The sequence below is a fragment of the Malikia sp. genome (assembly GCF_028687635.1).
GTDB lineage: Bacteria > Pseudomonadota > Gammaproteobacteria > Burkholderiales > Burkholderiaceae_C > Malikia.
Map to the genome: position 1 here is coordinate 226,531 of NZ_JAQTZS010000003.1, position 15,730 is coordinate 242,260.

Here is a 15,730-nt window from a genome sequence, read left to right on the forward strand (position 1 = left end):
TTCATACTTCAAAGAGTTTATTAAAAACAAAAAATAATTTATTACAACGATATTTTTGGCATGTATTTATATAAATTCTCATCAAAACTCTCGGAGTTTACATAACCTCCAACATCCAAAATATTAAAGAAATCAGCTATATAAATATTCTCACTCAAATTTCTTGAAAACACTTTAAAGCTTTCTCTATCGAAATCGAATTCATCGATATTTTTTGATCTTACTGCAAAAACTCCAATATTAGCAGTATTTGTTTTTGAATGCCACAGTCCCCTGATATCTGAAATTTTATTATTTAAATACTTTGATTCAAGCTCAGAAAACTGAAAAGGATCAGGTTTTGTAACAGCTTTCGCTTCAGAGTATTGAAATGGGATTAGTATATCTGATATGTAATTATCTAAATAAATATAATCTTTTCTAAAAAAAATCACATGATCTATACACTCTTTAATCGGAAGACATCTGAGCATTTTTGGGAATTCTTTTATAAATTCAACATCGCAATTTTTAATCAGTCCTGATAAAAATAAAAATGCTCTCGACTCTTTCAACTGATCAATACTTATATTTTTACAAACAAAAATAAAGTTAGTGGGTTTTATTTTTCCAGAAATCGCTTTTTTAACTTGGTTAAACAGAATATCAAGAGATCCAACCTCAATAACTAACGTGAACTTTGAACCATCCGAACTATTATTTTGGCAATCATCGTTTACAAATTCAACAATACTTTTCCATCGTTGGCTGTAAGTGTGTTTAGATAGAACTTCACGGATACCAAGCTGCGATTTAGAGCACCAAAAAATATTATCTGACAAAAGTCTATCTGCTGCTATTGATGCCTCTTTCTCATTATTAACTGTCAGTACAATTCCAGGAAATTGCTCGGTAATTGATTTCGATGGCGTTGATATAACGGGCGTCCCCGAAGCTAAAAGCTCATACACTCTTCTAGACATCATGGTTGGCGAGTTGGTAATAGTATTTACATTCAAGAAGATCTTGAATTTTTTGTAAATTCCGACCATCTTATCAAATTCGACAGCTGGTCTAATATTACTATGGTAAATATCCGGGTAGGAATAGCGATCGCCGCCAATCGACGAAGCTCGATCGTATATTGACCCGTTGAACTCTAGTATTAAAGGTAGAATAGCATCCATTTGCTTTTTCCTATCTTCATGATTTTTAGCATAGTAAGTCCCCGCAAAACAAATATTTTCTTGTTGGATTTCAAATCTATTTTCGGGGTTTGTAATTTCAATTGGTGCCGCAAAAGGAATGGATTTAACTCTTTTGTGACCCAATGCACTTTGGTAGTTCTTTACTGATAGTTCATCTGTTGTAAATACATAATCAGCTTTTTTTGCGATAGGAAGAAACATGTCAAAATGCATTGGATCTTCTTTATTCCAGAACAATACTGGAATTTTTTTACTTTTAAGAAGCTCAATCGCAGAAAGAAGTGCTTGAGAGTTTTTATGCTTTAATTCTAGGGATGTAAATGCGTACTCCCACGTACCTTTATTGGCTTTCCAAGCACTTTCAATAAAAGCGAAATCTGATTTCGAAATAGCAATTTGCTCTTTATAATTATGTCTACTGAGAGGGTATCCGTGGAACTGATTTTTCCAACAAAATTCAGAAATTGGATCTAGGAGGGTTAAGGCTGATTTTTTTTTGGTTTTGGAAAAATCTTTTAGGTCTTTCTTTTTTTTATACTTGATGATTTGTTTTTCACATAAATCTATGTTAACTTTAAATAATGATACGCCAAGCGTTTCGCTTGCCTTCTTATATAATTTTAACGCTTCGCTAAACCGTCCCTCACGATAAAGTTTATTTGCTTCTACACATATATTATTTTTCATAATTTTTAACAAGAAAGATTAAAACTAAACTTTGGAATACTTCAAGCTGGGGAAACATTAATTCTCTAGCGCATCTTCCTGCAGTGTCAGCGTCATATTAGCGCCGGTCAGCTTGGTTCAGCGACATGTTGGAGCGTCCCATCGAACCGAAATTATTTCGGATCCAGGCGTCGCCTTCCCCAGGAGTTGCCAAGCAAGCCCACCGCATCGATTTTTCGCGTGTGTTGCCGAATAGCGTCTGCGGCGACAACGAAAGGTTGGTGCTTGACCAGCACGCACACGACATCCGCGTCCTTGAGTGCATCCTCGAGCGCGGTCAAGGCTAGATTAGCATTAGCTAGCTTCTGCGGTAGCACCTCGATATTGGGTTCGACCGCCAGCACTCGGCAGCCCAGCCGGGCGATGTGGCGAGTGATTTCCACGGCGGGGCTTTCGCGCAGGTCGTCGATATCAGGCTTGAACGCCAGGCCCAGGCAGGCCACCTTGATGTCGGCCATCGTTCTGCCAGGCTTCTGAGCCAGCGTATCGACAATCGCGGCCTTGACCTTTTCCAGCACCCATTCCGGCTTGTGGTCATTCACCTCGCGTGCCATGCGGATGATGCGGGCCTCGTTCGGGTTGGTATCGACAATGAACCAGGGATCGACGGCAATGCAGTGTCCGCCCACGCCGGCACCGGGTTGCAGGATGCTCACGCGCGGATGGCGGTTGGCCAGGCTGATGAGTTCCCAGACGTTGATGTCGAGCTTGTCGCAGATGATCGACAGCTCGTTGGCAAAGGCAATGTTGACGTCGCGGAAGCTGTTTTCGGTCAGCTTGCACATCTCGGCGGTGCGGGCGTTGGTGACGATGCACTCGCCTTCGACAAAGGTCTGGTAGAGGGCGACAGCCATCTCGCTCGCCTTCTTCGTCATGCCGCCGATGACACGGTCGTTGGCCACCAGTTCGTGCACCACCTTGCCGGGCAGCACGCGCTCGGGGCAGTAGGCGATCTGGATATCGGCTTCCTCGCCGGCTTGCTGCGGGAAGCTCAGATCGGGCCGAGCGGCTGCCAGCCAGCCAGCCATTTGCTCGGTCGCACCGACTGGCGAGGTGGATTCCAGTACCACCAGGTTGCCCTTGGCCAGCACCGGGGCGATCGATCGGGCCGCGGCTTCGACATAGCTCAGGTCAGCCTTGTGGTCGTCCTTGAACGGCGTCGGCACCGCCACCAGGAACGCATCGGCAGCTTCGGGCTTGAGCGTGGCGCGCAGGTAGCCGGCGGTCACGGCAGCATGCACCAGCATGTCCAGTTCTGGCTCGACGATGTGAATCTTGCCGCTGTTGATGGTGTCGACCGCGTGCTGGGACACATCCACGCCAATCACGTGCTTTTTGCGCGAGGCAAACATCGTGGCGGTAGGCAGGCCGATATAGCCCAGGCCGATCATGGAGATGGTGTTGAAAAGGGAAGACATGGTGGTGTGACAGCGAAAAGGATCAGGCGAGGTAGTTGCGGATGGCTTGCACGATGCGGCCCGAGGCCAGGCCATCGCCATAAGGGTTGAGCGCCCTGGCCATGGCTTGGTAGGCGGCGCTGTCGTCGAGCAGTCGATTGGCTTCGGAGGCGATGCGCGCCTGGTCGGTACCGACCAGCTTGACGGTGCCGGCCTCGACCGCTTCGGGCCGCTCGGTGGTGTCGCGCATCACGAGCACGGGCTTGCCCAGCGAGGGGGCTTCCTCCTGCACGCCGCCCGAATCGGTGATGATCAGGTGCGAGCGGCTCATCAGGTAGACGAAGGGCAGATAGTCCAGCGGCTCGATCAGATGAACGTTGCTGGCCTGGCCCAGAATGCGGCGCACTGGCTCCTGCACCGAGGGGTTGAGGTGCACCGGATAGACGACCTGCACGTCCGGCCGCTGGCTGAGCGCATGCAGCGCATGACAGATGCGCTCGAAGCCGTCGCCGAAGTTCTCGCGGCGGTGGCCGGTGACGGTGACGAGCTTCTTGCTGGGGTCGATGAAGGGAAAGCGGCTGGCCAGGCTCTGCCCGAGCGCGGCATCGGAATCGAGCTTGGCCACGACCTGCTTGAGCGCGTCGATGACGGTGTTGCCAGTCACCAGGATGGCGCTGTCGGGCACGTTCTCGGTCAGCAGGCTCTGGCGCGCACGCTCGGTCGGGGCAAAGTGCAGCGCGGCGAGGCGCCCGACCAGACTGCGGTTCATTTCCTCGGGCCAGGGGGCGTAGATGTTGCCGGTGCGCAGGCCGGCCTCGACATGGCCCACGGGCACTTTCTCGTAGAAGGCGGCCAGCGCGGCGGCCATCGTGGTCGTGGTGTCGCCATGCACCAGCACCATGTCGTAGCGCTGCGCCTTGAGCACCTGGCGCATGCCGAGCAGGATGTTGCTGGTGATGTCGGTCAGGTCCTGGCCCGGCTTCATGATGTTGAGGTCATGGTCGGGCCGGATGTCGAACAGCTCCAGCACCTGGTCCAGCATCTGGCGGTGCTGGCCGGTGACGCAGACTTCCGACTCGATGCCAGCGCTGGACTTGAGCGCGTTGACGACGGGCGCCATCTTGATGGCTTCGGGACGCGTACCAAAAACGGACAATATTTTCATAAAAATGGAAATTCAAACTTGGTTGAAAAAACCAGGCAGGCATTTATTTCAGTCTACGCTTTGTGTTGACTTCCTGATCCGAATCAGATGACGAGGTGGAAATTATTTATTTCAAGCAAATCGGTCAGGAAAATTAAAGCTGCAGGGCAAGATTAGACCTATCAGTCAACTTATTTCATGCAATCTATTCACCAAGGTGGCCGCCACACGCTCGATCCCAAACTGCCGGCGGGCCTTCACCTTGACTTTCCGCGACCAAGTAGCATCGACTGTCATCGCTTGGGCGCGGCGCATCTGGCGCGCGGCATCGTCGATATCGACATCGGCCCAGCTGGCCGCATCACCACTGTCGATGAAGTGGTAATCACCTGCTTTCAGTGGTGCAAGCCTGTACGTCACCGGTAGACTGCATTCGGGGTGCATGAAGTCGGCATTGCCCGAATAGTTCGTCGCGATCACCGGCTTGCCGTACAGCATCGCCTCCGCCAGCGTGCGCCCGAACCCCTCGGCGCGGTGCAGCGACACATAGGCATCGCAGGCCTCGATCAGCCCGAGCACGTCGGGCCGGTCCAGCGTCTTGCGCAGCAGCAGGATGCGCTTATCCTGTTCGCACAACCGCATGAACTCGATCCAGCGCGGGTCGCGCTCGCGGTCGTTCATCACTTTCAGCACCAGCCGCACGCTGTCGTCGCTTGCGGGAAAGGCCTGCCGAAAAGCTTCGACGACGGCCTGCGGGTTCTTGCGTGCCAGGTGCGAGTTGAAATCGAACACGAACAGGAACAGGAACTTGTCGTCGGGCAGGCCGAAGAATTTTCTTGGCCTGCGCGCGCCGCGCTCGACGCTGACGGCCAGCGGCACCAGATGCACCGGCTTTTGCGTCGCCTGGCGGTACGCCTGCGCGGTGAATTCGCTGCTGGCCCAGAGTTCGTCCATCAGGTCGAGTGCATCGCGCCACGCCGCCGGCCAGACTGGCAGCTCCCAGGGCCACCAGCCGATGTTGTAATGCCCTTCGAACGGCAGGTGCCCCTGGCGCAGGAACACGCGCGACACGGTGTCGAAGCCCGGCAGGCAGAACAGGTTGATCGCGTAGGGGGCCTGCTCGGCGGCGGCCTCGACGTCCCGCTTCAGCACGTCGTCGGCTTGGCGCAGGTCGGCGCCGGCGTCGATGTTGATCACCCGGTACGGAATGTCCGCCGCCTTGCAGCATTCGACCGCCATGCGCAGGTCTTCGCCTATGCCAAGTTCGCCGTAGGCGAAGCCGTACAGGTTGACGCCGAACGGGCGGCTGCGCCAGGCCTGCGTATCAGCCGGTTCGATGACGGCTGACTGGACAGAGGCGGCATGGCCCCGCAGCCATTCCCAGCCGCCGCGTTCGCGTGCCTGATCGGCCCAGGTTTTCAAGCCTTGACGGCCAGCTGCCTGGGCCAGCGGGTATTGCGCCTGCAGTTCGGCCGAGGCCTGCCAGACCAGGTGCGCGAAGCGCGGGATTTCGGGCTCGCCCACGAGTTCGGGCGCGGGCATCTGCAGCCAGGCCCGCCAGCGCGCCGCGACCAGCGGCGCGATGCCCAGCGTGCCCACCACCGAGAAGAACCAGGCCAGGAAGGCGCGCCTGCCGTCTGAGCTGTGCAGGTCGCGTCGCCGCTGCGTGTCGGCGTCGAGCAGCGAGCGCAGCAGGTGCATCAGCAGCGTCGCTGCCGGCGGCGCGTCGGCCCCCCGGTCCGCGACCGGCAGCGGCTGGTCCAGCGCCGCGACCAGGCCGCGCGGCGCGTGTTCGGCCAGCCCATGCTCGACCAGCCCCTGCAGCAGCGCCCAGGCGATGAAGCGCTCCGACGCGGGCTCGCTCGACTCGCTCAGCTCGCGCACCGCGTCCGGTCGCTGTTTGGCGAGCAGCCCGACGCAGCGCGGCAGCTCCAGGCCCAGGCCGGCGATTTCGACCCGGCCTTCGGAACCGAACACCCGCTGGATCTGCTCGACGCTCAACTGGTCGGCCCAGGCCGGGTAGTCGAGCCGGCCCTTGATCAGCCACCAGTCGGCGAACCCGGCGCCGTCGGGGTCAGGATAGGCCGCGCGCAGATCGGAGCGCAGCAGCCAGGCAAAACGCCGGGCCAGCTCGGAAGCGTGGCGGTGACTTCCCATTTCGCGATCAGGAAACTTCAGGCGGCAAGACGGTTGACTGGCGGCCGGGGGCGGTCTTCTTGGCCGCGACCTTCTTGGCTGCGGTCTTTCTGACCACGGTCTTCTTTACCGCTACCTCTTCGACTGTGATCTCCTTGACTTCAGGCTCCTTGACGACGACCTCCTTGACGACGATCTCCTCTTGGGCTGGCGATACCGCCGCGGCAGGAGCCGCGACCGGCTGCGCCTGGATTTTCTGCCGCGCTCCGGTTTCTGACAGCTTCTGCAGCGTCTCGATGATGCCCGTGGCCAGACCTTGCCAGTCGGACCAGGCGCGCGAGATCGGGCACTGCGCGGTCTGCAGCCGCTGCAGTGCCTGCCCCAGCAAGCCGTTGACGGAAAGCAGCAGTTTGCGGTCGTCCACGCTCAACTTGGACCAGACGCCGAGGTCCATCAGCTTGCGGTCGATATCGAAGCGCAGCTCGAACTTGCCACCGAAGTCGTCGTGCGACTCCTCGTACCAGCTGTCGAACGGGCGCGTCTTGCCGTCGATCAGCGGGAACTCGAGCTTGGGGTGGCGCGAGAAGCGTCCCGGCCTGACGTCGGCCGCGCCCAGCCGCAGCTCGAACCTCGGCCATTGCTTCTGCCCCAGGCTCGCGCCTTCGAGGACCAACCACAGATGCTCGTAGTCGGGATTGACCAGCTCGCGCTTGAGCGTGACGTCGTCGAAGCGGAACACCGAGGGCAGCGCGCGCAGTTCGGCGACCAGCGGCAACAGCACCTGGCGCCAGAACACCGGGTCGAAGGACAGTGACGGCGCCACGGTAGCTTCGCCGGCGAAAAACTGCTCCAGCGCACTGGCTGCGGCCAGCACCGCGCCCCATTGCCGGCGGCCGAAGCGGCGGAACTGCTCAATCGCTTTCGCCGCATCGGGGCCGCGCAGCGCGCGTGGAAAGAGCTCGATGCCATCCAGCGCGATGCCGGCCTGGCCGTCCTTGAGCAAGGTGCCGAAGGTCAGCTCGGGCTGCAGCCGCCCCATCACCGTGATATTGGCGATGCGCCATTCGATGCGCGGCAGGTCCGAGACCGTGTCGACCGCGACGGGTTCGATCAGTTCGTAGTCGAGATAGCCGGGTTGCCGACGCTCAAGCCGCTCCCAGCGCTGCTGCAGCGTTTCGCACTCACGCTCGAGCTTCTGTTTGTCGAGGAAATACTGTTCCAGCTCCTCCTGCACCTGATGCAGTTGCTGCAGCAGCAGTTCGTTTTCCTGCTGGCTCTCTTTGATCTGCCGTTGCAGCTGCTGAGCCTGTTCGGTCTTTTGCGCCGCATTGCGCTGCTCGTTCTGCAGCGCGCTCTCCACGCGGGACTTGGCTTGCTGGATCTCGTCGATCTGCCGTTGCAGCTGCTGGGCCTGTTCGGTCTTTTGCGCCGCATTGCGCTGCTCGTTCTGCAGCGCGCTCTCCACGCGGGACTTGGCTTGCTGGATCTCGTCGATCTGCCGTTGCAGTTGCTGGGTCTGCTCGGTCTGTTGCGCCCCATTGCGCTGCTCGTTCTGCTGCCGCAGCCGCTTGATCTCGGCTTGCGCCTCGGCCATCTCGCCCTCTAGGCGTTGCTTCTGTTCCGTCAGCGTCGCCACCTGCTGCTGGATCTTCTTGCGCTCGGCTTCGGCCAGATCCCAGTTCAGTGCGTCGAGCAGCTTGGTGAACTTGTTGGTGCCCGAGATCTTGAGGTCGAGGCTTCCGAACTCGTCGAACAGTTGCTTGGTTTGCTGCAGATGGTCTCTGGCGGACTGGATCTTGTGCAGCTGCTGGTCCAGGTTTTCGGTCGGCATGTTGGTCATTTTTTCAGAATTTATTGAACATTTTTCGCGAACAGCGCGCTGAAGGTCTTGAGCGCGGCGTCGCGCGTGTCGCCTTGTGCGAGCGTCGCGAGGCTGAGGTGGTGCTCGGCCTGCTGCGCGGCCATGGTGGCGTAGTCGCTCTTGACCTGGAACACGGTCTGGATCGCGTTGATCACGTCGACCGCCGAGCGCACGCCACCCTGGTAGCTCTGGCGGTTGGCTTCGACGCTGAGCTCGGCGGCGGCGATCGCCTCGCGCTGGATCCGCAGCGACTCGTCGCCGGCCTGGATCAGCGAGTACAGCCGCTCGGCCTCGACCCGGGTCTTGGACTCGGCTTCCTTGCGGCTTTCCCGCGCCTTGAGCGCGTTGGCCTGCGCGGCCTCGACGCCCAGCCAGCTGCCGGCCTGCAGCGGCACGTTCATCGTGACGCCGGTGTAGTTGTTGCTGACGCTGCCCGACTTGCTGCTCGAGTAGCTGGCCGAGACGGTGGGCAGCAGGCTGCCGCGCGCCTTCTTGACGTCGAGCGCGGCGATCTGCTCCGACGCGCGCGCCGACAGGATGGCCGGGTTGGCTTGCAGCGCCTGATCGACGAGCTCCTGCAGCGAACTGGCGGGCAGCGCGGGGCTGCCCTGGGGCAGCGCGAACGACGCGAGCTCGGGCCGCTCGCCGACCAACGCCGCGTATTGCTGCGCGGCGACTTGCTGCTGCGACTTGAGCGTGAGCTGCTGCGCCCGCGCCTGCTTGGCCTTGACCTGGAGGTCGCGCAGGTCGGTCACCGTGCCCTGGCCCAGCTTGTATTTCTGCTCGGCCGCCAGCGACTGCTGCTCCAGCGCGTCGATCTTGGACTGGTTGAGTTGCAGGTTTTCGCTCGCCAGGATGATGGCGTTGGCGGCCTTCAGCAGCCGCAGTGCCAGGTCCTGCTGCTTGACCAGCAGACCGGCCTCGGCCAGCGCGGTACGCGGCGCGGCCTGCTCCAGCATCGCCCAGCGGTCGACGCTGAAGATCGGTTGCGTGATCGTGAAGGTGCGGCGGTTGCCGGTGTCCGTCTGCAGCCGGCTGGTGTTGAAGCTGGCTTCGGGATAGTACGCCGCGGCGCTCTGGCGCGCTTGCACCAGCGTCGCGTCGCGCTCGGCCAGCGACGCGAGATAGCCGGGGTCGAAGCTGAGCGCCCTGTCGAAATCGCGCGCCAGATCCTGCGCGTGCAAAGGCGACGCGCAGGCTACCGCAACAAAAATCGCGGTCAGCGTTTGTTCAAATCTCATAGTGATACCACATCATAGAGCTCGAAATGGTATCAGATTTGAGGTTCGATCAATCCTTGAAGGCTTTGGCGGTTTTGTCGCTCAGCGGCTTGAGCAGGTAGCTCATGAACGAGCGTTCGCCCGACTTGATCACGACATCGACCGGCATGCCGGGCTGGACCTTGAGTCCGCCGAGCCGCGCGATGCCTTCGGCCGTCGTCTCGACCTGCGCCAGGTAATGCTCGCCCTCGTTCGGGTTGGTGGCGGGCTCCTTGTCGGCGCCGACGACCTTGACGATGCCGGGAATCACCGGCGTGGTGGCCTGGTTGAACGCGACGAAGCGCATGTCGGCCGGCATCCCGACCCGGACCTTGTCGATGATGGTCGGCGGAATCTTGGCCTGGATGATCAGGCTCTCGTCCATGGGCACGACCTCCATCAACACCTGACCGGCGGTGATGACGCCGCCGACGGTGAACACCTTGAGTCCGACGACGCTGCCGCTGACCGGCGCCCTGACCTCGGCCAGCTCGCGATCGAACTGGGCCGCGTCCAGGCGGCCGAGCACCGCGTCGCGGTTCTTCTGGATCTCCTGCAGCTGCGTGTCGACGTCCTTGAGCAGCGCGCTCCTGACCTGGCTGATCTGCAGCTTGGCGCGCGCGATCTCGGCGCGCGTGTTGGCGAGGTTGGAATCGATGTCGCTCTTTTGCCGCTCGGCCTGGTTGGCCTGGCTCTGCGGCACGAAACCGCCCTTGGCCAGCTCGTGCGTGTTCTTCATCTCTTCTTCGAGCGTGCGCAGCTGCGTCAGGCGCGAGTCGAGCACATGGTTGAGGCCGTTGATCTGCTCGTTGAGGCTGGCGACCTGGTTGGCGTACTCGGCCTGGCGCGAGTTGAACAGCTGCACCTGCAGCCGCTGCGCTTCGGCCACGCGCGTGTCCTTGGCGGGGAAGCGCTTGGTCAGCTCCTCGTCCCAGCGGATCGATGACAGGCCGTCGCGCTCGGCCTTGAGCCGCGACTCGGAAGCGAGCAGGTGGATATAGGTGAGTTCGGCGCCCGTCATCTCGGCGGCGGTCTTGAGCGGGTTGACGCGCAGCAGCACGTCGCCTTGCTTGACCTCGGCGCCCTCGCGCACGTTGATCGCCTCGACCACGCCGCCGCTGGGATGCTGCACGCTCTTGCGGTTGCCCAGCACCGAGACGTTGCCCGGCACCGTGACGCCGGCGTCGATCGGCGCGAACAGCGCCCAGGCCAGGAACACCCCGAAGATCAGCAGGAACCAGAGCGCGGCCTGCTTGCGGATCCTGGATTCCTCGACCCGCACCGGTTCGAGTCCGCGCCGCTGCACCCGCGAGGGATCATAGGGGTTCCAGCCCTTGACCCAGCCGCCCAGCACGGCATCGATACGGGCCAGCCAGCCAGGGCGGGCTTGCGCTGAGGGCGTCTGGGCAACGACGGAAGCGGCCACGTCGGGCCGCTGGGTGGTTTCTGCGGGGTTCATGCGACGTTGAGTTTGAGATTGGCCGCGCCCGGCAGATCGATCGGTGCATCCGGGTCGGGACTGACGACCTGCAGCTTGCGCACCGCGTCGAGGATCTCGCGCGCGTCGCCGAACGCGACCTGGCGTCCGCCCTTGAGCACGAGCATCTTGTCGACCGCACCGATCAGGCGCGGCCGGTGCGTGGTCAGCACCAGCGTCGTGCCGTTGGCCTTGAGCGCCTGGACGGTCTTGACCAGCGCGGTTTCGCCGATCTCGTCGAGGCTGGAGTTGGGTTCGTCCATCACGACGTACTTGGGCATGCCGTAGACCGCGCGCGCGATCGCGAGGCGCTGGCGCTGGCCACCCGACAGCACGAAGCCGGTCTCGCCCAACGGCGTGTCGTAGCCCTTGGGGAAGGACAGGATGACCTCGTGCATCTCGACCAGCTGCGCGGCCCGCACCACGCGGATCGGATCGACCTCGCCCAGGCGGGCGATGTTCTCGGCCACCGTGCCTTCGAGAAACTCGATTTCCTGCGGCACGTAGCCGACCAGCGGACCGACTTCGTCGTGGTTCCAGTCCGACAGCTCGACGCCATCGAGCCGCACCGACCCGACCGTCGGTTTCCAGAGTCCGAGCAGCAGCCGCGACAGCGAGGACTTGCCCGCCGCGCTGGGGCCGACGACGGCCAGCACCTCGCCGGGCTGCAGCGAGAACTGGATGTCGGTCAGCACGGCCCGGTTGCTGCCGGGCGGCACGGCGGTCACGCCGGTGACGTCCAGCCGGCCCTGCGGCGCGGGCAGCTGCATGCGCTGCCCGGCGGCGATGTCCTGCGCGAGCAGCTCGTTGAGCCGATCGTAAGCCTGGCGCGCGGTGACGATTTCCTTCCAGTGCGCGAGCAGTTTCTGGATCGGTCCGACCGACTTGCTGATCAGCATGCTGGCGACCATGACCATGCCGCCGGTGATCAGGTTCTCCATCGCGAGCCAGACGCCCAGACCCATCTGCAGCGACGGCAGCGCCTTTTGCAGGAAGCCCGACAGGCCGCCCATCAGGCCGGTGGCCTCGCTGGCGTTGACCTGGTTGGTCAGGAAGGAGCGGTGATGGTCGTACCAGCGCTGGCGCACCGCGCCGAGCATGCCGAGCGCCAGCGTGGCCTCGGCGTGGCGCAGGCTGTTGCCGGCGACGCGGATCGCCTCGGTATTGGCGTCGTTGGCTTCCTTCAGGATCGGCGTCGTGACCTTGGTCGTCAGGTAGGTGACGATCAGCATCAACACCGAGGCGCCGAGCGCGAAGAACGCGAGATAGGGGTGGAACAGCGCGCCGATCGCGATGAACACCAGCGCGAACGGCGCATCCATCAGCGACAGCACCCCCTGGCCGGTCAGGAACTGGCGCAGCGACAGCAGGTCACCCAGCAGCTGCTGCACGTTGACGTTCTTGCGCCCGACATAGCGCCGGAACGACGCGTCGAACACGTCGGCGGCCAGATCCCAGTCGATGCGCAGCGACAGCCGCACCATCAGGCGCGACCGGATCCACTCCAGCGCCGACCAGAACACGTAGAACGCGATCACGATCACCGTGAGCGACACCAGCGTCACGCCACTGCGGCTCGACAGCACGCGGTCGTACGCGCTCATCATGTAGAGCAGCGGCGTGATGCTGAGCGCATCGATCACGAAGGTCAGGCCCATCGCGAAGAAAAAGGCCTGACGACATTGCATCAGGATGTCGCGCACCGGCGCTTTCGCGCCTGTGGTGTTCTGTCCGGGGGAGCTTGCTGTCATTTAAGAAATGGTTTTCTTCATCCAGTCGTGGCTGATGTCATCGAAGGTCCATTCGAGGCTCTGGCTCTGACCCAGCACCTCGACCTGTGCGACCACCTTGCTGACGCCGAGGTCATGCAGCTGCTGGGCGACACCCGCCTGCGACAGCGTCTGCTGAACCGTCGCGTCGTCGGCGACGGTGCCGACGTCGAGCTGCGCCAGATGGTCGAACAGTGGCTTGGTGATGGGTGTCGTGCCATCTTCGACGAAAGATTGCAGCAGTTTACCCAGTTCTGCCAGATTTGTCCCGAGCTTGACTGCGACGTCGCTGGTCGAAGCGACCTTGTCGACGCCGAGATCGGCCATCGCCTTCAGGCTGGTCTGCAGCTGCTCGGCGCTGGTGTCGAGCCAGACCTCGGCTTGCGGCAGCGCGGTCAGCAGACCGGCGTCGTGCAGCGCGGCGGCCAGACCGTCGCCGATCGTGACCGAGTTGTTCGTACCCAGGTCGATCGAGTGGATGCCGGAAGCCTTCAGCGTATCCACCAGGGTGACCAGGGTGGACGAGGTGGCGCTGACCAGCGAATTGGGCAGCAGGTCGACACCGCTCTTCAGGATATCGACCGCCTGCTCGAAGCGGGCATGGTTGACTGCGGCCGCACCATCGACGCGCACGTCGAAGTTCAGGCCCGCGGTGAGCAGCGAGCTCACTGCCGCGTCGCTGGTCAGGTCGCCGAGCTGCGACTGATCGACCGCGAGATGGTCGATGCCGGCGGCGACGAGCGCGCCCGCGACGTTCTGCAGGCTCTGCAGGTCGTTGTGGTTCGCCACCGCGAGCGTCACGTCGAGCGCCTGGCCTTCGGCGACCGAGAGCTGTCCATTCTGGTCGGTATCGCCGAACAGCGGCAGACCGGTCGCGCTCAGCGCGGCGCCGGTGCCCAGATCCACCGTCAGGTTGTGACCTGCGCTGTCCGCCAGCACCACGTTGTCCACGCCGAGCTTCTGCAGGCCCTTGAGGCTCGTGCTCAGGTGCGTGCCCTCCGCCGAGCCGATGTCGACCGAGATATGGTCAGCCGCCGCGAATTCGAGGCCCGCGCCGATCAGCTGCTGCGCCTGCATGTCGCTCAGTGACACATGGCCGATTTCGCCCGCGCCACCCAGGTCGATCTGGTTCGCCAGACCCGCGCCGTGCAGCGCCGCGAAGTCCGCGTTCAGCGTCGAGTCACCCAGCAGCGCCGACAGCTCGGCGTTGTAGTCCGCGTTGCCGTCCGGGCCGCTGGCCAGGTCCATGCGCACCGCGTCGATACCGGCCGCATGCAGACCACCGGCCAGCGCCGCCGCTTCGCCCAGCTGCGCCGCATCGTCCACGGCGAGCGTCACATGACCCGCGTCGAGCTCGCTCTGGCTGAGCACGCCGTCACCGTTGATGTCACCGAACAGCGGCAGACCGGCGGCGTTCAGCGCCGCGCCGGCGCCCAGGGCCACCGTCAGGCCGTCGGTCGCCACGGCGCCCGTCAGCAGCACGTTGTCCACGCCCAGCTTCTGCAGGCCCTTGAGGCTGGTGCTCAGGTGCGTGCCCTGCGCGTCGAGCGCGATCGCATCGGCCGCCGCGAATTCGAGGCCCTCACCGATCAGCACCTGTGCCTGTGTGTCGCTCAGCGTCAGATGGCCGATCTCGTCCGCGCCGCCCAGGTCGATCTGGTTCGCCAGACCCGCGCCGTGCAGTGCCGCGAAGTCCGCGTTCAGTGTCGAGTCACCCAGCAGCGCCGACAGCTCGGCGTTGTAGTCCGCGTTGCCGTCCGGGCCGCTGGCCAGGTCCATGCGCACCGCGTCGATACCGGCCGCATGCAGACCACCGGCCAGCGCCGCCGCTTCGCCCAGCTGCGCCGCATCGTCCACGGCGAGCGTCACATGACCCGCGTCGAGCTCGCTCTGGCTGAGCACGCCGTCACCGTTGATGTCACCGAACAGCGGCAGACCGGCGGCGTTCAGCGCCGCGCCGGCGCCCAGGGCCACCGTCAGGCCGTCGGTCGCCACGGCGCCCGTCAGCAGCACGTTGTCCACGCCCAGCTTCTGCAGGCCCTTGAGGCTGGTGCTCAGGTGCGTGCCCTGCGCGTCAAGCGCGATCGCATCGGCCGCCGCGAACTCGACGCCCGCGCCGATCAGCTGCTGCGCCTGCATGTCGCTCAGCGTCAGATGGCCGATCTCGTCCGCGCCGCCCAGGTCGATCTGGTTCGCCAGACCCGCGCCGTGCAGTGCCGCGAAGTCCGCGTTCAGCGTCGAGTCACCCAGCAGCGCCGACAGCTCGGCGTTGAAGTCGATGTTGCCGTCCGGGCCGCTGGCCAGGTCAATGCGCACCGCGTCGATACCGGCTGCGTTCAGACCACCGGCCAACGCCGCCGCCTCACCCAGCTGCGCCGCATCGGCGAGCGCCAGCGTGACATTGCCGGTGCCGATTTCGGTGCCCGTCAGCATACCATCACCGTTGCCATCGATGCCGAACAGCGGCAGGCCGGTCGCAGCCAGCGCCGCGCCATCGCCCAGCGCCACCGTCAGGCCGTCGCTCGCCGCCACTCCGGTCAGCAGCACGTTGTTCACGCCCAGCGTCTGCAGTTCCTTCAGGCTCTTGTCGAGGACGCTCGAGCTGACACCCAGGACCACCGGCGCGTTGTTGCCCGCGCCCACGTTGACCGTGACCGCTGTCTCTTCCGTATCCAGCGTGCCATCGGTGGCCACGTAGCTGAAGCTGGCCTCGCCGTTGAAGCCGGCGTCCGGCGTGAAGGTGACCGTGCCGTCCTCGTTGAGCACCACCGTGC

At 61.7% G+C, this 15,730-nt stretch carries 9 protein-coding genes; all 9 read right to left on the minus strand.

All coding sequences use genetic code 11. The annotated features are described in order from the left end of the window. Positions 1–41 precede the first annotated feature (41 nt). Positions 42–1,874, minus strand: coding sequence for a glycosyltransferase (locus tag PHR85_RS03755; protein ID WP_300050620.1), 1,833 nt, complete (start codon positions 1,872–1,874; stop codon positions 42–44). Positions 1,875–2,026: 152 nt separating this feature from the next. Then, complete coding sequence (wecC, locus tag PHR85_RS03760) at positions 2,027–3,331, minus strand: UDP-N-acetyl-D-mannosamine dehydrogenase (protein WP_300050660.1); 1,305 nt, start codon at positions 3,329–3,331, stop codon at positions 2,027–2,029. A 22-nt stretch (positions 3,332–3,353) separates the two neighbouring features. Further along, on the minus strand, positions 3,354–4,475 hold the full coding sequence (wecB, locus tag PHR85_RS03765; protein ID WP_300050623.1) for a non-hydrolyzing UDP-N-acetylglucosamine 2-epimerase: 1,122 nt from the start codon (positions 4,473–4,475) through the stop codon (positions 3,354–3,356). Between the two features lie 165 nt (positions 4,476–4,640). Next, positions 4,641–6,611 (minus strand): glycosyltransferase family 4 protein, encoded by a 1,971-nt coding sequence (locus tag PHR85_RS03770; protein ID WP_300050626.1) that lies wholly within the window; start codon positions 6,609–6,611, stop codon positions 4,641–4,643. A gap of 7 nt (positions 6,612–6,618) precedes the next feature. Next, positions 6,619–8,421 carry a hypothetical protein gene (locus PHR85_RS03775; RefSeq protein ID WP_300050629.1) on the minus strand — a complete coding sequence of 601 codons (1,803 nt, stop codon included), beginning with the start codon at positions 8,419–8,421 and terminating at the stop codon, positions 6,619–6,621. A 20-nt stretch (positions 8,422–8,441) separates the two neighbouring features. Beyond that, on the minus strand, positions 8,442–9,692 hold the full coding sequence (locus PHR85_RS03780) for a TolC family protein (protein WP_300050632.1): 1,251 nt from the start codon (positions 9,690–9,692) through the stop codon (positions 8,442–8,444). 49 nt (positions 9,693–9,741) lie between these two features. Further along, complete coding sequence (locus tag PHR85_RS03785) at positions 9,742–11,169, minus strand: HlyD family type I secretion periplasmic adaptor subunit (RefSeq protein ID WP_300050635.1); 1,428 nt, start codon at positions 11,167–11,169, stop codon at positions 9,742–9,744. After that, positions 11,166–12,938 (minus strand): type I secretion system permease/ATPase, encoded by a 1,773-nt coding sequence (locus tag PHR85_RS03790; RefSeq protein WP_300050638.1) that lies wholly within the window; start codon positions 12,936–12,938, stop codon positions 11,166–11,168. The genes PHR85_RS03785 and PHR85_RS03790 overlap by 4 nt, the downstream gene beginning before the upstream one ends. Beyond that, positions 12,939–15,730 (minus strand): cadherin-like domain-containing protein (locus PHR85_RS03795; RefSeq protein WP_300050641.1); only part of this gene is annotated, 2,792 nt, incomplete at its 5' end.